Source organism: Gordonia sp. ABSL11-1, from assembly GCF_030315685.1.
Classification (GTDB): domain Bacteria; phylum Actinomycetota; class Actinomycetes; order Mycobacteriales; family Mycobacteriaceae; genus Gordonia.
On sequence record NZ_JASXSI010000025.1, the window covers coordinates 27407 to 49672 of the forward strand.

Annotated in this window: 18 protein-coding genes; 10 read left to right on the forward strand and 8 right to left on the reverse strand. The window is 68.7% G+C overall.

Going from position 1 to position 22266, the window contains the following annotated elements:
* Position 1: 1 nt before the first annotated feature.
* The 4 genes from rpsI to eccCa form a co-directional block, all read right to left on the reverse strand.
* Positions 2-553 (reverse strand): 30S ribosomal protein S9, encoded by a 552-nt coding sequence (rpsI, locus tag QSJ19_RS21995; protein WP_286323133.1) that lies wholly within the window; start codon positions 551-553, stop codon positions 2-4.
* A complete protein-coding gene (rplM, locus tag QSJ19_RS22000; RefSeq protein ID WP_286323134.1) occupies positions 550-993 on the reverse strand; it encodes a 50S ribosomal protein L13 in 444 nt (147 codons plus the stop codon). Before rplM ends, rpsI begins: the two co-directional genes overlap by 4 nt.
* A gap of 173 nt (positions 994-1166) precedes the next feature.
* Positions 1167-2453 carry a type VII secretion-associated protein gene (locus tag QSJ19_RS22005; RefSeq protein WP_286323135.1) on the reverse strand — a complete coding sequence of 429 codons (1287 nt, stop codon included), beginning with the start codon at positions 2451-2453 and terminating at the stop codon, positions 1167-1169.
* Between the two features lie 5 nt (positions 2454-2458).
* Positions 2459-6544 carry a type VII secretion protein EccCa gene (gene eccCa, locus QSJ19_RS22010; RefSeq protein ID WP_286323137.1) on the reverse strand — a complete coding sequence of 1362 codons (4086 nt, stop codon included), beginning with the start codon at positions 6542-6544 and terminating at the stop codon, positions 2459-2461.
* Positions 6545-6676: 132 nt separating this feature from the next.
* Between eccCa and eccD the strand changes: the two genes are divergently transcribed.
* Positions 6677-8203 carry a type VII secretion integral membrane protein EccD gene (gene eccD / locus QSJ19_RS22015; RefSeq protein ID WP_286323139.1) on the forward strand — a complete coding sequence of 509 codons (1527 nt, stop codon included), beginning with the start codon at positions 6677-6679 and terminating at the stop codon, positions 8201-8203.
* A gap of 46 nt (positions 8204-8249) precedes the next feature.
* The gene (gene mycP / locus QSJ19_RS22020; RefSeq protein WP_286323182.1) at positions 8250-9605 is read left to right on the forward strand and encodes a type VII secretion-associated serine protease mycosin; all 1356 of its coding nucleotides are present in this window, start codon (positions 8250-8252) and stop codon (positions 9603-9605) included.
* A gap of 32 nt (positions 9606-9637) precedes the next feature.
* Here the strand turns inward: mycP and QSJ19_RS22025 are convergent, their stop codons facing one another.
* On the reverse strand, positions 9638-10591 hold the full coding sequence (locus QSJ19_RS22025; RefSeq protein ID WP_286323140.1) for a 4-hydroxy-3-methylbut-2-enyl diphosphate reductase: 954 nt from the start codon (positions 10589-10591) through the stop codon (positions 9638-9640).
* A 146-nt stretch (positions 10592-10737) separates the two neighbouring features.
* Between QSJ19_RS22025 and QSJ19_RS22030 the strand changes: the two genes are divergently transcribed.
* Genes QSJ19_RS22030 through QSJ19_RS22040 form a run of 3 tightly spaced genes read left to right on the forward strand, consistent with a single transcriptional unit; the run spans position 10738 to position 13096 of the window.
* Positions 10738-11589, forward strand: a complete 852-nt coding sequence (locus QSJ19_RS22030; RefSeq protein WP_286323141.1) for a lipid droplet-associated protein — start codon at positions 10738-10740, stop codon at positions 11587-11589.
* The gene (gene xseA / locus QSJ19_RS22035) at positions 11586-12842 is read left to right on the forward strand and encodes an exodeoxyribonuclease VII large subunit (RefSeq protein ID WP_286323142.1); all 1257 of its coding nucleotides are present in this window, start codon (positions 11586-11588) and stop codon (positions 12840-12842) included. The genes QSJ19_RS22030 and xseA overlap by 4 nt, the downstream gene beginning before the upstream one ends.
* Positions 12842-13096: an exodeoxyribonuclease VII small subunit gene (locus QSJ19_RS22040; RefSeq protein ID WP_286323183.1), complete on the forward strand. Its 255-nt coding sequence runs from the start codon at positions 12842-12844 to the stop codon at positions 13094-13096. Before xseA ends, QSJ19_RS22040 begins: the two co-directional genes overlap by 1 nt.
* Before the next feature lie 22 nt (positions 13097-13118).
* Here the strand turns inward: QSJ19_RS22040 and QSJ19_RS22045 are convergent, their stop codons facing one another.
* Positions 13119-13685, reverse strand: coding sequence for a DUF4245 domain-containing protein (locus QSJ19_RS22045; protein WP_286323143.1), 567 nt, complete (start codon positions 13683-13685; stop codon positions 13119-13121).
* Positions 13686-13791: 106 nt separating this feature from the next.
* On the opposite strand from QSJ19_RS22045, the gene QSJ19_RS22050 reads away from it, so the two are divergent.
* From QSJ19_RS22050 to QSJ19_RS22070, 5 genes are all read left to right on the forward strand, one after another.
* On the forward strand, positions 13792-15279 hold the full coding sequence (locus QSJ19_RS22050) for an ABC transporter permease subunit (RefSeq protein ID WP_286323144.1): 1488 nt from the start codon (positions 13792-13794) through the stop codon (positions 15277-15279).
* Positions 15276-16085, forward strand: coding sequence for an amino acid ABC transporter ATP-binding protein (locus QSJ19_RS22055; RefSeq protein ID WP_286323145.1), 810 nt, complete (start codon positions 15276-15278; stop codon positions 16083-16085). The genes QSJ19_RS22050 and QSJ19_RS22055 overlap by 4 nt, the downstream gene beginning before the upstream one ends.
* Positions 16086-16196: 111 nt before the next feature.
* Positions 16197-17189, forward strand: coding sequence for a class II fructose-bisphosphatase (gene glpX / locus QSJ19_RS22060; RefSeq protein WP_286323146.1), 993 nt, complete (start codon positions 16197-16199; stop codon positions 17187-17189).
* A 75-nt stretch (positions 17190-17264) separates the two neighbouring features.
* Positions 17265-18665 (forward strand): class II fumarate hydratase, encoded by a 1401-nt coding sequence (locus tag QSJ19_RS22065; protein WP_286323147.1) that lies wholly within the window; start codon positions 17265-17267, stop codon positions 18663-18665.
* Positions 18666-18755: 90 nt separating this feature from the next.
* The gene (locus tag QSJ19_RS22070) at positions 18756-19439 is read left to right on the forward strand and encodes a PIG-L deacetylase family protein (protein ID WP_286323148.1); all 684 of its coding nucleotides are present in this window, start codon (positions 18756-18758) and stop codon (positions 19437-19439) included.
* A 10-nt stretch (positions 19440-19449) separates the two neighbouring features.
* On the opposite strand, the gene QSJ19_RS22075 is transcribed toward QSJ19_RS22070, so the two are convergent.
* Together QSJ19_RS22075 and phoH2 are read right to left on the reverse strand one after the other, a co-directional pair.
* Positions 19450-20433 (reverse strand): L,D-transpeptidase family protein, encoded by a 984-nt coding sequence (locus QSJ19_RS22075; RefSeq protein ID WP_286323149.1) that lies wholly within the window; start codon positions 20431-20433, stop codon positions 19450-19452.
* A gap of 410 nt (positions 20434-20843) precedes the next feature.
* On the reverse strand, positions 20844-22142 hold the full coding sequence (gene phoH2, locus QSJ19_RS22080; protein ID WP_286323150.1) for an RNA 5'-3' helicase PhoH2: 1299 nt from the start codon (positions 22140-22142) through the stop codon (positions 20844-20846).
* Positions 22143-22266: the final 124 nt, after the last annotated feature.

Here is a 22266-nt window from a genome sequence, read left to right on the forward strand (position 1 = left end):
ATCAGCGCTTGGAGTACTGCGACGCCTTGCGTGCCTTCTTCAGGCCGTACTTCTTGCGCTCGACCGCACGCGGGTCACGGGTGAGGAATCCGGCCTTCTTGAGGGCGGGACGATCATCCGGGGTGACCTCGATGAGCGCGCGGGCGATGCCCAGGCGCAGCGCACCGGCCTGGCCCGAGGGGCCGCCGCCGACGAGCTTGGCGAAGATGTCGAACGACTCGGTGCGCTCGACGGTGACCAGCGGTGCCTTGATGAGCTGCTGGTGCACCTTGTTGGGGAAGTAGTCCTCGAGGCTGCGGCCGTTCAGCTCGAACTGACCGGAACCCGGGACCAGGCGGACCCGCACCACGGCTTCCTTACGGCGGCCGACGGTCTGGATCGGGCGGTCGATGACGACCGGCTCGCGGACCTCGCCGGCCTCGGCGACGATCTCGGTGTCGTAGTCGTCCGACGCCTGCTCGACGACCTCCGCGACCTCGGCGCCGCCGTCAGCGGCGACCTGGATCTCCTCGTCGATCTCGACGGCCGGCTCGTTGATGTTCTCGTTGCTCACTGGGCCACCTGCTTGATCTCGAAGGGCACGGGGCGCTGTGCCTCGTGGGGATGGTTCGGGCCGGCGTAGACCTTCAGCTTGGCCGCCATCGCGCGTCCGAGCTTGGTGTGGGGCAGCATGCCCTTGATGGCCTTCTCGACCACCCGCTCGGGATGGCTCTCGAGGAGCTCGGCAGTCGTCTGGACCTTGAGTCCACCCGGATGCCCGGAGTGGCGGTAGTTCAGCTTGCGGTCGGCCTTGTTGCTGGTCAGCGCGACCTTCTCGGCGTTGATGATGACGACGAAGTCGCCGCCGTCGGCGTGCGGTGCATAGGTCGGCTTGTGCTTGCCGCGGAGCAGGTTCGCGCTCTGCACGGCGAGGCGGCCGAGCACCACGTCGGTGGCGTCGATGACATGCCACGAACGCGTGATGTCACCGGCCTTCGGGGTGTAGGTGGGCACAGTGGTCCTCAACTCTGTCGATGTGGATGCTGGTCGGGTGCGACGGCAGAGGTTGTTCCCGGCGACCAGTGGGGACCCGGGCCTCGACGATCCCGTCCCGGTCGCCCGGTCGGGGATGCCATGCACCAGCGGTCCAGGTTACGCGATCGCGCTGGTCAGGGTCAAAACGCGGGTCATCGCGCGATCTGCACCGTCGAGACCGCCCGCGCACATTCGGCGTCCACCGACTCCCCCGCGTTCCCCGACTGACAGCCGACCGAGACCTGCGTGCCGTCGGCGACCAGCACGTACCAGCGGATGGCACTGCCGGAGGCCGGTGCCTCGCGGTAGCTGATCACGTCACGGCCCATGAATCGGGTGGACGGCGAGAACTCGGTGACGACGTCGTCGCCGCGCTGACGGATCCGGTTGCCCAGGCTCGTCGCGACCGACGCCAGCGTCGAATCCGATCGCACGTCGCTCTGGACCAGCAGGATGCGGCGTCCGGTGTCCGGGTCGGCGAACACCGTGCGTGAGGGGCCGTCGCGGCCGGGAGCCGCGCCGAGCTCGCTCTGTCGCCAGTCCGCGGGGACGGAAAGGCTCGTGCGCCCGACGGTGGCGGTACGGTCGGACGCCGCGTCTCCGCTGTCCCGCTGCAGGAATCCGACACCCGCGGCGACCAGGGCGATCACGACCGCGACCGCCCCGGCCACCGGGATCCACCGCGTCGTACGGCCCTCGCCCTCGCCGTCGTCGACAGGGATCGCGGCCGCGGCGCCGTGGCCGGCCGGTGAGTCCGCCCGACCGGAGCGCCATCCGTACCGGCGGATGAGGCCGCCGTCGACCGGCACGACCCGCCCGGCGAGCGCGTGCAAGGAGACGATGTCGGCGGCGCGCGCGATCTCCTCCGGGACGGTTCCGTCGACGAACACGGCCTCGACCGAGTCGTCGACGACCTCCTCGGTGCGCGCGGCGATGTCGTCGGCGTCGGGTTCGAGCACGTCGGACGCCTCGATCTCCCAGCCCGCCGCGGTGCGCCGCAACCGGGTGACGTCCCAGGATGTCCGTCGCGGGCGTGCCGGATCGGCCATCACGGAGGGCAGGTGCGTCGTCTCGACGACGGCACAGCGCTGCATCGCACCGTCGGAATGGCTACGGGCGATGAGGACTGCTCGTGGCAGGAGCGACACCGGCACGCCGAGATCGGCGACCGATCTCGACAACGCCGACACCCGCAGCCTGCCCCAGGTGCTCGGATGTCCCAGCACGATCGGCACCGGACCGTCCGGTCCGTGATCCGGCAGACCGAGTCCGGCCCACTGCGCCTGCCATGCCTGGTGGGCGTACTGCCGCAGGCCTGCCACGACGACGGTGGCGGCATCGACCGCCTCGAGCAGCGCCCTCACGTCCGCTGATCGGCCCCCGACACGGACCTGTCCGTAGGCGAGGTCGACGACGGTCGGCCGGGACGGCGACGGCACGCTGGTCACTCCTCCGGTTCGACGAAGCCGACCTGGATCATCTCCTGCGGCCGGGAACGCGAGATGAGCTCGCCGCGACCCGGGATCAGCTGCTGCATGCGCACCCGCCCGGTGATGTAGCCCTCGTCGCGGTCGCCGCTCATCAGCAACATGTCACTGGAGAGATCCTTGAGACGGCCGATCAGCGGGTCGAACATCGCCCGCCCGACGCCGCCCGACCGCCGCGCCAGGATGATGTGGAACCCGATGTCACGGGCGTGCGCGGCGAGGTCCACGAGCGGCATGAGCGGATTGCCGGACGCGGTGGCCACCATGTCGTAGTCGTCGATGACCAGGTAGACGTCGGCACCCGTGTAGTAGGTGCGATCCCGGAGTTGCTGTGGCGTGACGTCCTCCGGAGGGAGTCGGGCGGTGAGGATGTCGGCCAGCTGGGCCATCATCGGCGCCGCCTTGTTCGCCGAACTGGCGTATCCGCCGAGGTGATCGCCGTCGATGATGCCGAGCATCGTGCGCCGGTAGTCGACGAAGACGATCTTCACCTGTTCCGACGTCGAGTTGTGCACCAATCCACGCACGATGTTGCGCAGCAATGTGGTCTTGCCGTGCTCGACGTCGGAGAACACCAGGAAGTGCGGCTGGGTGGTGAAGTCGAGCACCACCGGCGCGAGTTCGAGCTCGCCCACACCGATGGCCACCTGGTTGGCAGCCAGGGTGATCCCGGCCTCGGCGACGAGATCGTCGACCGCGCGCTGGGAGATCTCCGCGCCGAGCTTGCGCACCGCCATCGCCTCCCGGCCGCGATAGGCGGCGGACAGCTGGTCGACCGCATGTGCCATCCCGGCCGGCAGAGACTCGGGCGAGCTGACCCCGTCGAGACGCGGCAGCGCGATCAGCATGTGCAACTCGTCCGGGGTGAGACCCCGTCCCGGACGGTTGTGGGGCACCAGAGCCGCCGCGCGGCGGCCCATCTCGGAATCCATCGCATCGCCGAGTTTCAGTTCGATCCGGCTGCCCATCAGATCCTTCACCGCGGGGCGGACCTCGGCCCAGCGCGTCGCGGAGACGATCACGTGCACGCCATACGACAGGCCCTGGCCGACGATCGCCGAGATCTGGTCCTCGAGGAAGTCGAGTTCGTTGCGGAGCAGACCGATCCCGTCGAGCACGAGGAACACATCACCGTGGCGGTCCTCGGTGAGCGGGTCGGCCGGATCCGGTGTGCCGCCGGCGAACCATGCGGCCCGCCGGGCGCGGTAGTCGCGCATCGACTCGATACCCAACCGGGAGAACAACAATTCGCGCGAACGGACGATCGCGGAGACCTCGGCAACGGTACGGCGCACCGCGTCCATGTCGCCGCGCGACGCCACGGACCCGACGTGCGGGAGTCCGGCGACGCCTGCGAGACTTCCGCCACCGAAGTCCAGGCAGTAGAACTGCACCTGCTCCGGGGTGTGCGTGGCCGCGGCCGACATGATGATGGTGCGCAGGGTCGTCGACTTGCCCGACTGTGGGCCCCCGACGACGGCGACATTGCCCGCCGCGCCGGCGAGATCGACGATGTAGACGTCGCGACGCTGATCGAAGGGACGGTCCACGTAGCCGACCGCGAGTCGCAGATCGCCGACGCCACCCGGCACCGACCAGTCGCGACGTCCCACGAACTCGTCGACGGTGGGCGACTCGTCGAGCGGATCGAGCCAGACCTCGTGCGCGGGCGGACCGTGGCCCGCCATCCGGCCGACGAGGGTGTCGAGCAGGCTGGGCACCGAGGCGGCGGCCGGGTCGTCGTAGGAGGTGACCGGGCCGGCGACGGGCGGCTCCTCGTCGAGCAGCGCCTGTGCCTGATCGAGCACGGACGAACTGGTGCTGCCGTCTTCCAGCGGGACCGGCAGCGCGGTGAAGATCTTCATCCGCCCGCGCCGGCCCGCGTATGCCGGGCCGTCGTCGATCACGCCGTCGATCGGCACCGGCGAGTGGTATGGGCCGGACACATAGGATGTGTTGAATCGGACCGGCTCTGCCGAATCGCACTTCAGGTAGGCCGATCCCGGCACACTCGGCAGATGGTACGCGTCTGGCACCCCCAGCACAGAGCGGGACTCGTTGGCGGAGAACGTCTTCAGACCGATGCGATAGGACAGGTGACTGTCCAGGCCGCGCAACTTGCCCTCCTCGAGGCGCTGCGAGGCCAGCAGCAGATGGATGTGCAGCGACCGCCCGAGCCGGCCGATGGCCACGAACAGCTCCGCGAAATCCGGTTTCTGCGAGAGGAGTTCGGAGAACTCGTCGACGACGATGAACAACGCGGGCAACGGTTCGAGGCGCACACCCGAGGCCCGGGCGCGTTCGTAGTCGGTGACGTTCGCGAAATTACCTGCCGACCGGAGGAGCTCCTGGCGCCGGTTCATCTCGCCCGACAGCGCGTCCTTCATGCGGTCGACCATCGACAGCTCTTGCTCGAGGTTGGTGATGATGGCCGCGACGTGTGGGGCCGACTCGAGTCCGAGGAACGTTGCGCCACCCTTGAAGTCGACGAGGACCAGGTTGAGCTCGGTCGGCGAATGTGTGGCCAGCATGGCGAGCACGAGCGTCCGGAGGAACTCCGATTTGCCCGAACCCGTCGCACCGATGCAGAGGCCGTGCGGCCCCATGCCGCCGTGCGCACTCTCCTTGATGTCGAGGTCGACCGGCGTCCCGCTCGGCGTGTACCCGATGGGCACCCGCAACCGTTCACGACCGGTGCGGCCCCGCCAGTGCACGAGCGGATCGAACCGTGCTGCGTCGGTGATGCCCAGCAGCGACGGGAGTCCCGGGTCGCTCGACGCGGCCTCCGACTCGAGGTTGGCCAGCGCGGCCGCCGTCGCGAGACGGTACCGGGCCATCCGCCGGGCCAACGTCTCCGCCTCGGGGATGGTCAGCGAATCCATGTCGCCGAACTCCTCGACGTCGAACGCGGTGCGCGCGGACAACCGCCGGTTGCGGACCACGAGCGCGAGACCGCGTCGGGCCGCCAACCCGTCCGGCGGCGCGGTGAGGTCGAGCACGGTCACGCCCTCCATGCCCGCATCGTTGATCAGCCGTTCGTCGCCGGCCACGTGGCCGTCGTCGATGACCACCACCAGGTGGGCACGGCCCGGGCTCGGCGGCGCGGACCGGCTGAACCGGCCGCGCTCGAGCAGATCCGCGGCCATCGAGTTCTCGAAGTCGGCGAGTGTCGGATAGATCATGCGCATCGCCCCGAGACCGTCGCGCAGAGTCGGATGACCTACGTGCGGAAGCCATTTCGCCCAGTCCCAGGCCTCCCCCGCAGGGTCGCCGGTGATGATGGCGATCTGCAGGTGATCCGGACCGTGGAATGCGCACAGCTGGACCAGCATGGCGCGCACCAGATCCCGGGTCTCCTGGCGAGCCCCTTCGATGTTGACCGCCGGGAACCCGCGTAGGGAGATCGACGTCGGCAGTCGATGGACCATCGAATGGGTGCGCACGAATCGTCGCAACGCCACCATGGACACGGGTTCGATGTCCTCGAGCGGTCCCGTCTCGGGCGGCATCAGCCGGGTCGCCAGGCGCTGGGAGCCGACCCCGATCCGTACGTGGGCGAAGTCGCTGTCGGTGGGCCGGCGCTCCCACATCCGGCGGCTGCCGACGATGTCGAGCAGCGCGGCCGGGTCCGGATGACTCCACGACCGCGCCGCCCGCTGCGCCTCCACGGTCTCGAGCACCTGCTCGCGGGTCTGGCCGAGATAGCGGAAGTAGTCCTTGCGCTCCTCGTTGAGCTCGGCAGCCCGTTTCCCACCCCCGCGGCCACCCCCCGCGGCGAACATGCCGAACATCGACATCAGCATCATCAGGGGGAACATCATGAACAGCGGGTTCGACAGGATGTTGCGGCCGCCGGTCGCGAACATCATCGCGATCATCCCGACGACGGCGACCACCATCACGACGGGCAGCATCTTGACCAGCATGTTGCCGGGGACGACGCGGGGCACGTCGGGCGGCGGCTGCAGATTCAGCTCGCCCCCGGGGGTCCGCGGCGGGGTGATCCGCGGACGACGGACGAACCCTTCCGTTGTTGTCACCACTCTGTTGTCACCACCAGATGTTCCCCCCGGAGAAGCTCCCGCGCCCCCGACGTGGTCCGACGAGGCGGCGCTGGTACACAATTGACGCGGTTCGCTATGTTAACCGCGAACAGGGCGGGGAGGATCCACCAGATGTCGACTCTGGATGCGCACACGGTGACGGGTCGGTCACCGGCCGGGGGGCCACGCGAGGACACCGGCATCGAGCCGGAGCTCGTGCGCGTCTCCGTGCTGGGCGGGAACACGCAGCTCGACGTGGGTCTACCTGCCGGGTTGCCGATCGCCGCCCTCATCCCGGACCTGGTCGCGCAGATCAGCTCCCGTACACCGGCGCGACGCGACACCGACGACCCCGACGATGGTGAAGGTCGTCCGTACGACCGACAGAACCGGTGGACGCTCAGCCTCGTCGGGCAGGAGGCGATCGCCCCGAACCGCTCGCTGTCGGAGGCCGGAATCCGCGACGGGGATCTCCTCGTCCTGCGTTCGACGCGCACCGGTGAGTCCCCCGCGCTCTTCGACGACGTCGTCGACGCTGTCGCTCGTCTGAATGAATCCCGGTTCGCCAGCTGGTCCCCGGTATCGGCCCGGTATGCCGGATTCGCCGTCGCCCTCATCGCATCGGTGGCGGCGGCGGTCGCCCTCGGCGCCTTCCGATGGACCAGTGACGCCCTGTGGGTCGGTGGCCTCAGCGCCCTCGGCGCGGTCGCGCTGCTCACCGCCGGGACCATCGTCGCGCGTCACTACCGCGACGCCACCAGCGCGGCGGTCCTCGCCGCCGCGGCGATGCCATTGGCCGCCGTCACCGGCATGTTGCTCACCCCGGGCCGTTTCGGGTCCGCGCACCTCACCCTCGGCTGCGCGCTGACCCTCGTCGCAGCTGTCGTGTCCTACCGGCTCACCGCGGTCGGGTCCGCCCTGCACAGTGCCGTGACGACTGCCGCCTTCCTCGTCGGATGCGCATCGGCGGCCGAACTCCTGCTCGGCGCAAGCGTTCCCGACGTCGCTGCGGTCCTCGCGGCCGTCGGGCTCCTCGTCGTCGCCCTCGCGCCGCGGGCCACCATCATGCTGGCGAAGCTGCCCCTTCCCCCGGTCCCCACCGCGGGTGCCGCAATCGACACCGAGGACATCGAACCGAAGCCCACCATCGAGGGGATCGGCGCCATCGGTGCGATGGCACTGCCGAAGGCCGACGCCCTGGAGCGGCGGTCGTTCGTCGCGAACGCGTATCTCACCGGCATCATCGCCGGCACCGCCACGGTCACCGCCGTCGCCGCGGTGCTCGCCGCGGCCCCTCTCGCCGGGTTCGCACCGAAGGCGGCGGCGTTCGCCGCCATCGTCGCCGTCGTGCTGTGTCTGCGCGGCCGATCCCACAGCGATCTCGCCCAGGCCGCGTTCCTGGTCGCCGCCGGATCGTCGGCGATGATCGCGCTGGCGACCGGACTCGCCTTCGGCGCAGGCGAGTGGCCGATCATCGGGTTCGTGGTCGCGATCGTGATCGTGGCGGCTGCGCTGGTGCTCGGCGTCGTCGCACCGCGGCAGGAGTTCTCGCCGGTGATGCGTCGGGCCGCCGAGATCCTCGAATACCTTCTCGTCGCCGTCATCGTGCCGCTGCTGCTCTGGATTCTCGACCTGTACCGGATCGTCCGGGAGATCTGACGTGCGCACACGCGCGATCGGCACCGCCGGTGCCCTGCTGTCCACGATGACACTCGTCGTGGGCGTCGGCGGTGGGCCCGCGGCCGCGATGACACCGCCGACGATCGATCCCGGCGCGCTGGTGCGTTCGGCACCGGTCGGGCCCGCCGAACCCACCGAGCAGCGGACGCTGTGCGCGAAGCCGTTGGCAACCGGTCGCCACGACAACTCGAAACCGACTGCGGCGCAATCGATGATGAATCTCCCGCAGGCATGGCGGTTCAGTCGGGGAAAGGGTCAGCGGGTCGCCGTCATCGATACCGGCGTCACCCCACACCCGCGCCTGGGGCGCGTGCAGGCCGGTGGCGACTACGTGTCGTCGGGCAACGGGCTGGTCGACTGCGATGCACACGGGACCCTTGTCGCGGGCATCATCGCCGCATCCCCCAGCCGAGGGGACGCGTTCGCCGGCGTCGCACCCGACGCGGCGCTCATCTCCATCCGGCAGTCCAGCGGCGCGTACTCGGCGAAGAACCAGCGATCGGCCGACGACGCCGATCCCACCGTCGGTTCCGGCTACGGCTCGGTGCGCACCCTCGCCAACGCCGTCGTGCGCGCCACCGATCTGGGCGCCACCGTCATCAACATCTCGGAGGTGGCCTGCGCACCGGCGGGTACCCGACTCAACGACCGCTCACTCGGGGCCGCGGTCAAATACGCCTACGACCGCGACGTGGTGGTCGTCGTCGCCGCCGGGAACCTGTCGCAGAACTCCGGTTGCCGCCAACAGAATCCGGCCCCGTCGCCGGGCGACGCCGGCGGTTGGGGATCGGTCGGGACGGTCGCCAGCCCCGCATGGTTCTCACCGTATGTGCTCGCCGTCGGATCGGTCGACGCCGGAACCGGCGCGCCGAGCGGGTTCAGTCTGCACGGACCATGGGTGGGGGTGGCCGCGCCGGGCACCGACATCGTCAGCCTCGACAGCACCCGCGGGTCGTCGGCGCTGGTCGATGCCCAGCAGGGTCAGGACGGGCCGGTACCGATCGTCGGTACCAGTTTCGCCACCCCGTACGTGGCCGGGACCGTGGCGCTGATCCGGGCGCGATTCCCGGACCTGCGCCCCCGCGCGGTGATGGAACGGATCACCCGGACCGCACATGCGCCGGGCACCGGGCGTGACACCCAGATCGGTTACGGGGTCATCGATCCGATCGCCGCCCTCACCAGCGAGATCCCGGCCGAGCTGCCCGATCCGACCGACGGCGAGGCCATCGCGGCGCCCGCCGTCCAGACCCCACCCGACCACACCGCGCGCACCATCGCCCTCGTCGGTACCGGGGTGTGCGCAGCAATGATCGCCGCGGTCCTCGGCATCGCACTGCCCCATCGGCGCGTGCGACGGCTCGATCCCGACGACTACTGACCTGAGCCGGGCCGGTGCTGCCGGACCGAGGACTACTTCGCGGTGCGCGCCGGTCGCAGCTCGCGCGGGAGCGCGAACGTCAGGGTCTCGTTGGCGGTGTTCACGGTGTCGACCGTGTCGTAGCCGTACTCGGCCAGGAAGTCGAGCACGCCGCGCACCAGCACCTCCGGCACCGATGCGCCCGAGGTGACGCCGACGGTCGTGACACCGTCGAGCCAGGCCGGATCGATCTCGCGGGCGTAGTCGACCAGATGCGACGCCGACGCCCCGTTCTGCAGGGCGACCTCCACGAGCCGCACCGAGTTCGACGAGTTCTTCGAGCCCACCACGATGACCAGATCACACTGCGGCGCCATCGCCTTCACCGCGACCTGCCGATTCTGGGTGGCGTAACAGATGTCGTCGCTCGGCGGATCGGCCAGCGCCGGGAACCGGGCACGCAGACGTTTGACCGTCTCCATGGTCTCGTCCACCGACAACGTGGTCTGCGACAGCCAGATGACCTTCGACTCGTCCCGCACGACCACGTCGTCGACGTGATCGGGGCCGTCGACGAGTTGGATGTGCTCCGGGGCCTCACCCGCGGTGCCCTCGACCTCCTCATGTCCCTCGTGGCCGATGAGGAGGATGTCGTAATCGTCGCGGGCGAAACGCTTGGCCTCTTGATGCACCTTCGTCACCAGCGGGCACGTCGCGTCGATGGTCTTCAGGCTCCGCTGCGCGGCGCTGCGATGGACCTCCGGGGACACACCGTGGGCGGAGAACACGACGATGGCGCCCTCGGGCACCTCGTCGGTCTCGCCGACGAAGACCGCACCGCGATCGGTGAGCGTCTCGACGACATGCCGGTTGTGCACGATCTCCTTGCGCACGTAGACGGGAGCGCCGTGTTTGTCGAGCGCGCGCTCGACGGTCTCCACGGCACGGTCCACACCGGCGCAGTAGCCGCGTGGTTCGGCCAGAAGGACACGTTTGCGTTCAACCATGGTCCCCAGGGTACGGGTCCGGCCACGGTTCCGAACCGCTCGCTCCACGAGCGTCGTCCTGTCCGGCGTCGAGGAGTCCACACCTCGCGGTACTGTCGTCGGGTCACCCGGTGGACCCCCGTCACACTGGATGGCAGAGTGTGGGCATGGTTCGTGCACCCTATCCGGCCCGGATCGCCGCCGGCCTCGTCGTCACCGCGATCGAGGAGACCAAGAAGCTGCCCGCGCTGGTGATCACGCTGCCGATGACGGCGGTGAGTCAGACGCTGCAGGCCGGCATGCGGATGCAACAGAACATCGCCGAACTCGCGATCAAGGGTGACCTCACCCTGGAGTCGCTGTTCGAGAAGCCTGCCGACCAGCCCGAGTGGGCACGGTTCGACGAGGACGACGACGCGATCGACGCCGAAGCCGACCGCACCCCGATCGAGAGTGCGGGTACCGCCCCGTCGGTGACCGACAACACATCCGACAATCCCGCGTCACCGCCTGCCCGGAAGACGCCCCCTCCCAAGGCCGCGACGCCGAAGGCAGGCGCGCAGAAGGGCGGCACCCAGAAGGCAGGGGCGCAGAAGGCAAGGGCGCAGAAGGCAAGCACACAGAAGGCAAGCACACAGAAGCCGGCGAAGAAGACCGCCCCACGCTCGGCAGCATCCACCTCGAAGGGCAGCGATACACCGTCGTCGCCCGATCCGTCGGCCGGGCGGTTCGCGCTCTACAGCGCGCCACCGGAGACGGTCGTCAACGGCAGCGACGGCGACTCCTCGGGTGCAGTGAAGTCGTCGACGGCCGGTGGCGATGTCCCGGATATCGTCGAGTACATCGAGTACGACAACCTGACCCTCGCCCAACTGCGCGCCAAGCTGCGTTCGGTCGGGCTGGAGGAGTTGGAGCAACTCGTCGCCTACGAGAAGGCGACCAAGGGCCGGGCACCCTTCGTCACCATGATCGACAACCGCATCGCCTCGCAGAACAGCAAGCGGCAACAGCCCACGTGACGGCGGCAGAGTCGGCCAACTCGGCCGAGAATCCGTGGCCCGTCCGGACCGTCAACACCAAGATCGCCGACTGGATCCACCGGCTCGGACAGATCTGGGTGGAGGGGCAGGTCACCCAGATCAACCGCCGTCCCGGCACGCGGGTCGCCTTCCTCACCCTGCGCGACCCCGCCGCCGACATCTCTGTCTCGGTGACGTGCAGCCCGGATCTCTTGTACCGCACCGAGATCCCGCTCACCGAGGGCAGCCGAGTGGTCATGCTCGGCCGCCCGACCTACTTCACCGGACGTGGCACAGTGTCGTTGCGCGTCACCGACATCCGGCCGGTCGGCGTCGGCGAACTCCTCGTGCGTATCGAGCGGCTGCGTCAGCTGCTCGCCGCGGAGGGCCTCTTCGATCCTCGCCTCAAGCGTCCACTTCCGTTCCTGCCCAAGGCAGTCGGCCTCATCAGCGGGCGTTCGAGTGCAGCACAGCGGGATGTGGTGGCGGTCGCGACGTCGCGCTGGGAGGCGGTGCGCTTCGTCGTCCGCGATGCGCCGGTGCAGGGCCCGACGGCCGTCCCCCGCATCCTCGGTCATCTGACCGCGCTCGACGCCGATCCCGACGTCGAGGTGATCGTCATCGCTCGCGGCGGGGGCAGTGTCGAAGATCTGCTCCCCTTCTCTGACGAGGCGCTCCTGCGGGCCGTGTCCGCCTGTCGCACACCGGTGATCAGTGCGATCGGGCACGAGCCGGACACTCCGCTGCTCGACCTCGTCGCCGACGTCCGCGCCGCGACGCCGACCGACGCCGCCAAGCGGGTCGTGCCGGATGTGGCCGCCGAACTCGCCGGCATCGACGAACTCCGGGCACGCAGTGCGCACGCCCTGCGCAACTGGGTCCGCCGCGAGACCCACGTGATCGACGGGTTGCGCGCCCGGCCGGTGCTCGCCCGCCCGTTCACCACGATCGACGCCCACGCCGCACAGGTCGACCGGATGCGGCGCGACATCCGACGTGACGTCCGCCGCCACGTCGACGCCGAGGAACGCCGCCGTGACCATCTGTCGGCGCGACTTGCCACACTGGGTCCGGCCCAGACGCTGGCGCGGGGATACGCGGTGGTGCAGCGCACCGACGTCGAGCGTCCGCATGTGGTCGGCGAGATCGCGGACATGCCGCCCGGCGCCGAGGTGCGCATTCGGGTGGCCGACGGTTCGGCGGTCGCGCACGTGACCGGCGGTGCCCACGTGACCGAAGGAGAAGCATCGTGATGCAGGACAGCGACGACGAGACCGCCGACATCACCGAGGACTGGGTTCCCGTCGAGGAACTGGGATACGAGCAGGCCCGCGACGAACTCGTCGACGTCGTCGCGACCCTCGAACACGGTGGCCTCGACCTCGACGCATCACTCGCACTCTGGGAACGCGGTGAGGCGCTGGCCACACGCTGTGAGGAACATCTCGCCGGCGCGCGCGCGAGAATCGAGGCGGCGATCGCCGAAACCGATCCGGACGACGACTGACTGGCGGCGCGGCTGGTCCGGCTCAGGCCCGCCCGGGCAGCGGCTGCCGGGCGAGGACCGCGGTGGCGATCTCGGTCATGTCCTCGTCTGGTCCGCGTGACAGCACGGCGATCCGGACGTCGCCGAGGTCGGTGATCCAGAATTTCTTCTCGTCCGGCGTCTCGTAGGCCACCCATTCGCGTCCACCCACCTGCCGGGTGCCCCTGCCGAGCGCCTCGCCGCCGCCCAGCTTGACCACGAGGTCCTCCTCGGCGGCATCCGTCTGGCTGAGCTGCACGTATGCGCCGACATCGGAGATCCAGCCGACGGTGCTGACCCGCGTGTTGCCGACGGGCTGGGTCGACCCCGAGTTCGGCTTCCATCCCGCAGGCGTCGCGGGGCGTCGGATCGGGAACGGCAGGTCGCGGGCGTCGGCCTGCAACGCGTTGGCGACATCGAAACTCGGGGTGCGGTCGTCGGAGGCCTGACCGGTGAGCCCGACCGAGCAATTGCCGGAGGCGATCGCGACGATCGCGCAGATGACCAGCAGCGGGATCAAGGACCAGATCATGTCCTTGCTGCTGTGCAGGATGCGGGGTTTGGCGGCCATGTCATCGAGTATCCCAAGGACCGCGCGCCGGGCCGGACGCCACCCATCCGACCAGTCTGATCCCAAGGGCTGTTCACCGGGTCGTCGCGCAGTGTTGAGTGGTCACATGAGACGACTCCGACGCGCGGCGCCCGCGCTGTGCCTCGTCATCCTGCTCGTCGTCGGGCTGTCCGGGTGTGGACGCGACCCCGCCGCCAACGGGTTCGAGAGCATCCGGGAATCCGGCGTCCTCCGGGTGGGCACCGAGGGTACGTACGCGCCGTTCAGCTACCACGATCCGACCTCGGGACAACTCGCCGGATACGACGTCGATGTCGCCAACGCGGTCGCCGACAAACTCGGTGTCCGTGCCGAGTTCGTCGAGACGCCGTGGGACTCGATCTTCGCCGCCCTCGGTGCCGACCGCTTCGACGTGGTCGCCAACCAGGTCACCATCACCCCCGAGCGACAGGCCAAATACGATCTCTCCGAGCCGTACTCGGTGGGTGAAGGCGTCATCGTCACCCGTGCCGACGACTCCTCGATCCGCTCACTCGAGGACCTGAACGGAAAGGTCACCGCGCAGTCGGCGACGAGCAACTGGGCCCAGGTCGCGGCCGACGCCGGGGCCCGGGTCGAGTCGGTCGAGGGATTCACGCAGGCGATCAAGCTGCTCAACCAGGGACGAGTGCAGGCGACCGTCAACGACAGCATCGCCGTGTACGCCTACCTCGCCGAGACCGGCGACAAGAGCGTGAAGATCGCCACCACCACCGGCGACACCAGCGAGCAGGCGTTCGCGGTACGCAAGGACAGCCGGATCGTCGGCGAGATCGACCGCGCGCTCGACGAGCTGAAGGCCGACGGCACACTGACCCAGATCTCCCAGAAGTACCTGAAGGCCGACGCCAGTGGCTCACCGACCGCCGCCGCGCAGGAGCAACCCGCCTCACGCAGTACATGGCAGCTGATCGCCGACAACCTGTGGCCGATGGCGAAGGCCACGCTCACCATGACGATCCCGCTGGCGGCGATCAGCTTCCTCGTCGGACTGGTCATCGCCCTGGTGGTCGCCCTGGCCCGGCTCTCGTCGAACCGGATCGTGTCAGGAGCGGCGCGGTTCTACATCTCGGTGATCCGCGGCACCCCGCTGCTCGTGCAGTTGTTCATCATCTTCTACGCCCTGCCCGAGCTGGGGATCTCGGTGCCGCCGTTCCCCGCGGCGGTCGTGGCGTTCTCGCTCAACGTCGGCGGGTATGCGGCCGAGATCATCCGCAGCGCCATCCTGTCGGTGCCGAGGGGACAGACCGAGGCGGCGCAGACCATCGGCATGGACTACGCGACGACGATGCGGCGGATCGTCTTGCCGCAGGCGGCGCGCAACGCGGTCCCGGGGCTGTCGAACACGCTCATCTCGTTGGTGAAGGACACCTCGCTGGCGTCGACGATCCTGGTGACCGAATTGCTCCGGGTGGCCCAGATCGCGGCGGCACCGACGTTCGAGTTCTTCGCCCTGTACACCACCGCGGCGGTCTACTACTGGATCGTCTGCTTCATCCTGTCCGGCCTGCAGGGCCGACTCGAGAACCGACTCGGAAGGTTCGTGACGGTATGACACATGCTCCCGGTGATCCCAGCGACCCGATCGCACCCCCGGCCGCCGACGACGACCGCCCGCTGGTCGAGGTGACCGGACTACGGAAGTCCTTCGGCGACAACGAGGTCCTCAAGGGTATCGAGTTCTCCGTTCCCGCCGGCAGTGTCACCGTGATCCTCGGCCCGAGCGGGTCGGGCAAGACCACGATCCTCCGGTCTCTCAACGCCCTCGACCGCCCCGACGCCGGGATCGTGCGGGTCGCCGGGGCGACGGTCGACTTCGCCGGACGGGTCACCAAGGCCGACATCGCCCACTACCGCAGGCAGAGCGCCATGGTCTTCCAGAGCCACAATCTCTTCCCGCACAAGACCGTGCTCGAGAACGTGATCGAAGGACCCGTGATCGTGCAGAAGCGCCCGCGAGCAGAGGCGATCGCCGACGCCGAGCGGCTCCTCGGTGAGGTCGGCCTCCTCGACAAGCGCGATCAGTACCCCGCCCAACTCTCCGGCGGTCAGCAACAACGTGCCGGGATCGTCCGGGCCCTGGCGTTGCGCCCCGAGGTGATGCTGTTCGACGAGCCGACGTCGGCACTCGACCCGGAACTCGTCGGCGACGTCCTGTCGGTGTTGCGCGACCTCGCCGCCCAGGGCTGGACGATGATCGTCGTGACCCACGAGATCCGGTTCGCACGACAGGTCGCCGATCAGGTCATCTTCGCCGATCACGGCGTCGTTCTCGAACACGGGACCGCAGCGGAGGTCATCGACGACCCGTCGCACGACCGCACCCGACAGTTTCTGCGCCGACTCCTCGATCCGCTCTGACCCGGCTGATCAAACGTCCGGTGTGACATGCAAGGATGGTGACAACCCGCCGCAAGTCAGCACTGGCCACATCCCGGACGGTGCTCAGTCTCCACGACGAGGAGTTCGCCGATGTCACCTTCCCCGCAGGCCCCCGACCGCAACCTGGCAATGGAGTTGGTGCGCGTCACCGAGGCCGCGGCACTCGCCGCCGGACGCTGGGTCGGCCGCGGTGAGAAGAAGAAGGGCGACGGGGCGGCCGTCGACGCGATGCGGGAACTCCTCTCGACCGTCTCGATGCGGGGCGTCGTCGTCATCGGCGAGGGTGAGAAGGACGAGGCGCCGATGCTGTTCAACGGCGAGGAGGTCGGCAACGGCGCGGGCCCCGAGTGCGACGTGGCGGTCGACCCGATCGACGGCACCACGCTGATGGCCGAGGGCCGGCCGAACTCGATCGCGGTCATCGCGGTCAGCGAGCGCGGCACCATGTACGACCCGTCGGCGGTGTTCTACATGGACAAGATCGCCGTCGGCCCGGAGGCCAAGGGCGCGATCAACATCGACGAGTCCGTCGCCTGGAACATCAACTCGGTCGCCAAGGCCAAGGGCATCGACATCGCCGATCTGACCGTCGTCGTCCTCGACCGGCCGCGCCACGCCGAGCTGATCGGCGAGATCCGCGATGCCGGTGCCAAGATCCGCCTCATCTCCGACGGTGACGTCGCCGGCGCGATCGCGGCGGCCGGCGACTACTCCACCGTCGACATGCTGATGGGCGTCGGCGGAACCCCCGAGGGCATCATCACGGCCGTCGCGATGAAGTGCATGGGCGGCGAGATCCAGGGCAAGCTCTGGCCGCGCAACGACGAGGAGCGGCAGAAGGCCCTCGACGCCGGCCACGACCTCGACCGCGTCCTCACCAACGACATCCTCGTGAGCGGCGAGAACTCCTTCTTCTGCGCCACCGGCGTCACCAACGGTGACATGCTGCGCGGCGTGACCTACCGCCCGAACGGCGCCACCACCCGCTCGCTGGTGATGCGTTCCAAGTCCGGCACGATCCGCCGGATCGAGGCGGTCCACCAGGTCGAGAAGCTGCGCGAGTACGCGCGCGTCGACATCTGATCCCACCCCCACTCTGCAGCCCGACATCTCCACCGAGCCGCTGGCTCATCGATTCGAACGAGGATGGTTGCCGTCATGGCCGAACAGCAGTACCGCATCGAGCACGACACCATGGGCGAGGTCAAGGTCCCGATCGACGCGCTGTGGCGCGCACAGACCCAGCGCGCGGTCGAGAACTTCCCCATCAGTCACCGCCCGCTCGAGCGGACGCAGATCCGCGCGATGGGCCTGCTGAAGGCAGCATGCGCGCAGGTGAACAAGGACCTCGGCCTGCTTGACGCCGAGAAGGCCGACGCGATCGTCGCCGCGGCCAAGGAGATCGCCGACGGCAAGCACGACGATCAGTTCCCGATCGACGTGTTCCAGACCGGATCGGGCACCAGCTCCAACATGAACGCCAACGAGGTGATCGCGTCGATCGCGAAGGCCAACGGCGTCGCGATCCACCCGAACGACCACGTGAACATGTCGCAGTCGTCGAACGACACCTTCCCCACCGCGACCCACGTCGCGGCCACCGAGGCCGCCGTCACCGACCTGATCCCCGCCCTCGACCATCTTCGGCTCGCGTTGCTGGACAAGGCGACGCAGTGGCGTGAGGTCGTCAAGAGCGGGCGGACGCACCTGATGGATGCGGTGCCGGTGACGCTCGGTCAGGAGTTCGGCGGGTACGCACGGCAGGTCGAGGCCGGCATCGAGCGCGTGACCGCAACGCTGCCGCGGGTCGGCGAACTGCCGATCGGCGGTACGGCCGTCGGCACCGGGCTCAACGCGCCCGACGGATTCGGCACCAAGGTCGTCGCCGAGCTGCGCGGCCTCACCGACGTCGACGCGCTCACGCTCGCCAAGGACAACTTCGAGGCGCAGGCCGCACGCGACGGCCTCGTCGAACTGTCCGGTGCGCTCAAGACCATCGCCGTGTCGCTCACCAAGATCGCCAACGACGTCCGCTGGATGGGCTCCGGTCCGCTCACCGGCCTCGGTGAGATCGCGCTCCCCGATCTGCAGCCGGGCAGCTCGATCATGCCGGGCAAGGTCAATCCTGTTCTGCCCGAGGCGGTCACGCAGGTCGCAGCTCAGGTCATCGGCAACGACGCCGCGGTCACCTGGGGTGGCGGCAACGGGGCGTTCGAGCTGAACGTCTACATCCCGATGATGGCGCGCAACGTTCTCGAGTCGCTCAAGCTACTGGCCAACGTGTCGCGACTGTTCGCCGACCGCTGCATCGTCGGCCTCGTGGCCAACGAAGACCGACTGCGCACCCTGGCCGAGAGCTCACCGTCGATCGTGACCCCGCTGAACAGCGCGATCGGGTACGAGGAGGCGGCCGCTGTCGCCAAGCAGGCGCTCAAGGAGGGCAAGACGATCCGGCAGACCGTGATCGATCGCGGGTTGATCGGCGACACGCTGTCCGAGGCCGAACTCGACAAGCGCCTCGACGTCCTGAAGATGGCCAATCTCGACCGCGAGCGCTGACCGACCGACATCCGATCCAGGCGACATCTGATTCAGGGCAATGGTCCGCGATCACCGCGGACCATTGCCCTGAATTCGTAAGCTGGGGTGATGAAACCCTTCCCCACGGACTGGCAGACCGCCCTGGCGCTCGTCGCGCATCCCGACGATCCCGAGTACGGGATGGCATCCGCGGTGGCCCGGTGGACGGGCGAAGGCCGACGGGTGGTGTACGCGCTGGCATCGAGCGGTGAGGCGGGCGTCGAGGGCATGGCCCCGGACATCGCCGGCCCCGTCCGCGAGGCCGAGCAGAGGACGTCGGCACGCATCGTCGGCGTCGACGAGGTGGAGTTCTGGGGCTTCCCCGACAGCAACATCCGCAACACGCCGGACCTGCGCGCACGAATCCGCGACACGATCCTGCGCGTCGCCCCCGATATCGTCCTGTCCCTGTTCGGCGGGCCGGAATGGGCTCCCGGACAACCGAATCAGCGCGATCACATGGAGTTCTCCGCGGCCGTTCTCGAGGCGTACGACGCCCTGGCACCCGACGACCGGCCACGGCTGCTGTTCGAGAACGGCCCCCACGCCACCCACGGAGTCGACGTCACCGATCAGATCGAGGTGGCGGTGCGTTCCCTGACCGCCCACGAGCAGTACCTGTCGGTCCTCGATCCAGACACGCCCGTCGCCGAGCAGGCCCGCGAGCAGATCGAGATGGTCACGGCGCCACGCGACGACTTCGCGGGGGTGCGGGCAGCCTTCTTCGAGCAGAAGCGTTCACGCGCACGCTGATCGACTGCGGTCAGCTCCCGGATTCGACGCCGAGGAGAGCCGGCACCAGGTTCACCAGTTGACTGAGCAGGCCGGTGAGCGCGTTGTCCTCGATCGCCGGAGCCGCGGGTGCAGTCGAGTTCGGTGCAGTCGAGTTCGGTGCGGCCGAATTCGGGGCAGTCGAGTTCGGTGCGGAGCCGGACGGTGAGGTGCTCGACGGCGCACTGGACGACGGCCCCGCCTGGTTGACCCCGATCGCGATCTTGGGGTGCCTGGCCGGGTCGAGCCACACGAGGATCTTGCGCATCAGTTCCCGATCGATGGCCACACAGCCCATCGTCGGCTGACCGTTGGTCACGTGCAGGAACATCGCCGACGCCTTGCCCGGCGTGCGTTGCGGGTTGTGCGCGATGTTGACGGCGTAGTCGTACACCGGGCCGGAGTCGTAGAGGTTCTCGCTGTCGCCGCCCGGGCTCTTGGCCTGGCGCACCATGGTGTTGTAGGTCGGCGACTTCATGTTCGAGTCCCACCAGTCCTGGCGGTCCACCTGCTTGTACGGCATCTTGGTGCCGGGGTTGGCCGCCCGGCCGAACGCCTGGTCGAGGGCGAAGGTGCCCTGCGGAGTGCGATAGACGTTGTCCTTCGGCTCACCCATACCGAGGGAACCGAGGAAAGCCTTCGTGGGGCCGATAACCGGTTTCCACGATTGATCGGCGCCCCGTTCGAAAGCGGTGAGGCTGGCGGTCTGGTCACTCGCCTTCGGAGCGGTCACGACGATCATCTGGCTGGTGTCGGCTTCCGAGCTCCCTCCCCCGCCGACGCCGAGATTGCCGGCGAGCGACTCCAGGACCGAGTCCAGCAGCGTGATGCCGGTCTTCGGGATGGTCAGGCCACCCGGGGTCCCCGACGTCGGCGGTGCGCTCGGCGTCGTCGTCCCGGGGGCTGCGAGCGCGGTCCCGGCACCTCCGACGAGCGCAGCCATCGCCGCGATCACCACAAGTCCCAATAACCTCATTCGCCTCATCAGTAACTTCAGCACCACACCAGTGTGCCATCGCGCAAGAGGCAGCGAATCTCGTGATGATCACGGTGCGATACAGATCGGGTCACCGGTACATCCGTCACACCAGTCCCAGGACCGGGGTCCCACAGTGCGGCCGACGGGGCTCACCAGTAATGTCTCGTCGCAGGTGACGAATTCACAACATCTGTTGACGAAACAGGGTCGAGACATGACTTTCTTCGCACTGTGGGCGGCGCTTGCAGAGGCAATCGCCGCAGGAATCCCCCTCGGCTCGTCCTGACCGCCAGGACCAGCTACAACGACGCCTCCCAGATCGCCGACCGTGCCCTGTTTCTCTCCCATCGTGCCCAACTCGGGCACGGTCGACGACATTCTGGACACGGTCGGCGAATTCGCGGGCGTCACGCGCCCGGGGCGAACTCCTCGAGCATCTCGGTGACCAGGGCGGCGATCGGGGACCGTTCGCTGCGCGTCAGCGTCACGTGCGCGAACAGCGGATGCCCCTTCAGCTTCTCGATGACCGCGGCGACACCGTCGTGCCGGCCGACACGCAGGTTGTCGCGCTGGGCGACATCGTGGGTGAGCACCACCCGTGAACCGGCACCGAGCCGTGACAGCACCGTGAGGAGCACGTTGCGTTCCAGCGATTGCGCCTCGTCGACGATCACGAACGAGTCGTGCAGTGATCGTCCGCGGATGTGGGTCAGCGGCAACACCTCGAGCATGCCGCGACTGAGCACCTCCTCGATGACCTCGGGCGAGGCCAGCCCTTCGAGAGTGTCGAACACCGCCTGCGCCCACGGCCCCATCTTGTCGGCCTCGCTGCCGGGGAGGTATCCGAGCTGCTGACCACCGACGGCGTACAGCGGCCGGAAGACGACCACCTTCCGTTGCGTCCGCCGTTCCAGGACGGCCTCGAGTCCCGCGCACAGTGCGAGCGCGGATTTACCGGTGCCCGCCTTGCCGCCCAGGGAGACGATGCCCACGCTGTCGTCAAGCAGGAGGTCGAGGGCCACACGCTGTTCGGCCGAGCGTCCGTGCAGTCCGAATGCCTCGCGGTCACCGCGCACCAACTGCACCCGTTTGTCCTCGTTCACCCGGCCCAGCGCACTCGACGAGTGGCCCAGCAGCCGGATTCCGGTGTGGCACGGGAGCTCTCGCGCGTCGTCAACGTCGACGACACCGTCGGCGAACAGGGTGTCGATCGTCGAGGAATCCACGTCCAGCTCGGTCATGCCCGACCATCCGGAGACCACGACGTCCTGCGCGTGGTACTCGTCGGCGGCCAGTCCGACCGCACCTGCCTTCACCCGGAGCGGGGTGTCCTTCGACACCAGGGTGACGTCCTTGCCCTCGGCGCGAAGATTCAACGCGCAGGCCAGGATTCGCGAGTCATTGGTCTCGGTGCGGAAGCCGGCCGGAAGGACTGCGGGATCGGTGTGGTTCAACTCGACCTGGAGGGTGCCGCCCTCGTCGCCGATCGGGAACGGGACGTCGAGACGGCCGTGTTCGAGTCGGAGATCGTCGAGCATCCGCAACGCCTCACGAGCAAACCAGCCGAGCTCGTGGTGGTGACGTTTGCCCTCGAGCTCGCCGATGACCACCAGAGGCAGAACCACATGGTGTTCGGCGAAACGCAGAACCGCCCAGGGATCGGACAGCAGCACGGAGGTGTCGAGGACGTAGGTGCGTGTGGTCACGTAGGGCTCCTACATTTGTACGGCTCCCGCACAAACCAGTAGCGACGACCGGCTGGTTCTTGCCCGTCCCGGCTGGTCAGCCGAGGTGGACGAGGACCGGGGCCGGCCCTCTCGCGATGCTGGT

What these genes read in the sequence shown, in the direction of transcription:
- QSJ19_RS22045 (WP_286323143.1), bottom strand. Translation starts at nt 13,685, where the DNA reads ATGGCCGCCAAACCCCGCATCCTGCACAGCAGCAAGGACATGATCTGG.
- QSJ19_RS22025 (WP_286323140.1), bottom strand. Translation starts at nt 10,591, where the DNA reads ATGGTTGAACGCAAACGTGTCCTTCTGGCCGAACCACGCGGCTACTGC.
- QSJ19_RS22070 (WP_286323148.1), top strand. Translation starts at nt 18,756, where the DNA reads ATGAAACCCTTCCCCACGGACTGGCAGACCGCCCTGGCGCTCGTCGCG.
- QSJ19_RS22055 (WP_286323145.1), top strand. Translation starts at nt 15,276, where the DNA reads ATGACACATGCTCCCGGTGATCCCAGCGACCCGATCGCACCCCCGGCC.
- QSJ19_RS22030 (WP_286323141.1), top strand. Translation starts at nt 10,738, where the DNA reads ATGGTTCGTGCACCCTATCCGGCCCGGATCGCCGCCGGCCTCGTCGTC.
- QSJ19_RS22040 (WP_286323183.1), top strand. Translation starts at nt 12,842, where the DNA reads ATGCAGGACAGCGACGACGAGACCGCCGACATCACCGAGGACTGGGTT.
- eccD (WP_286323139.1), top strand. Translation starts at nt 6,677, where the DNA reads ATGTCGACTCTGGATGCGCACACGGTGACGGGTCGGTCACCGGCCGGG.
- QSJ19_RS22065 (WP_286323147.1), top strand. Translation starts at nt 17,265, where the DNA reads ATGGCCGAACAGCAGTACCGCATCGAGCACGACACCATGGGCGAGGTC.
- QSJ19_RS22050 (WP_286323144.1), top strand. Translation starts at nt 13,792, where the DNA reads ATGAGACGACTCCGACGCGCGGCGCCCGCGCTGTGCCTCGTCATCCTG.
- glpX (WP_286323146.1), top strand. Translation starts at nt 16,197, where the DNA reads ATGTCACCTTCCCCGCAGGCCCCCGACCGCAACCTGGCAATGGAGTTG.
- mycP (WP_286323182.1), top strand. Translation starts at nt 8,250, where the DNA reads ATGACACTCGTCGTGGGCGTCGGCGGTGGGCCCGCGGCCGCGATGACA.
- QSJ19_RS22075 (WP_286323149.1), bottom strand. Translation starts at nt 20,433, where the DNA reads ATGAGGTTATTGGGACTTGTGGTGATCGCGGCGATGGCTGCGCTCGTC.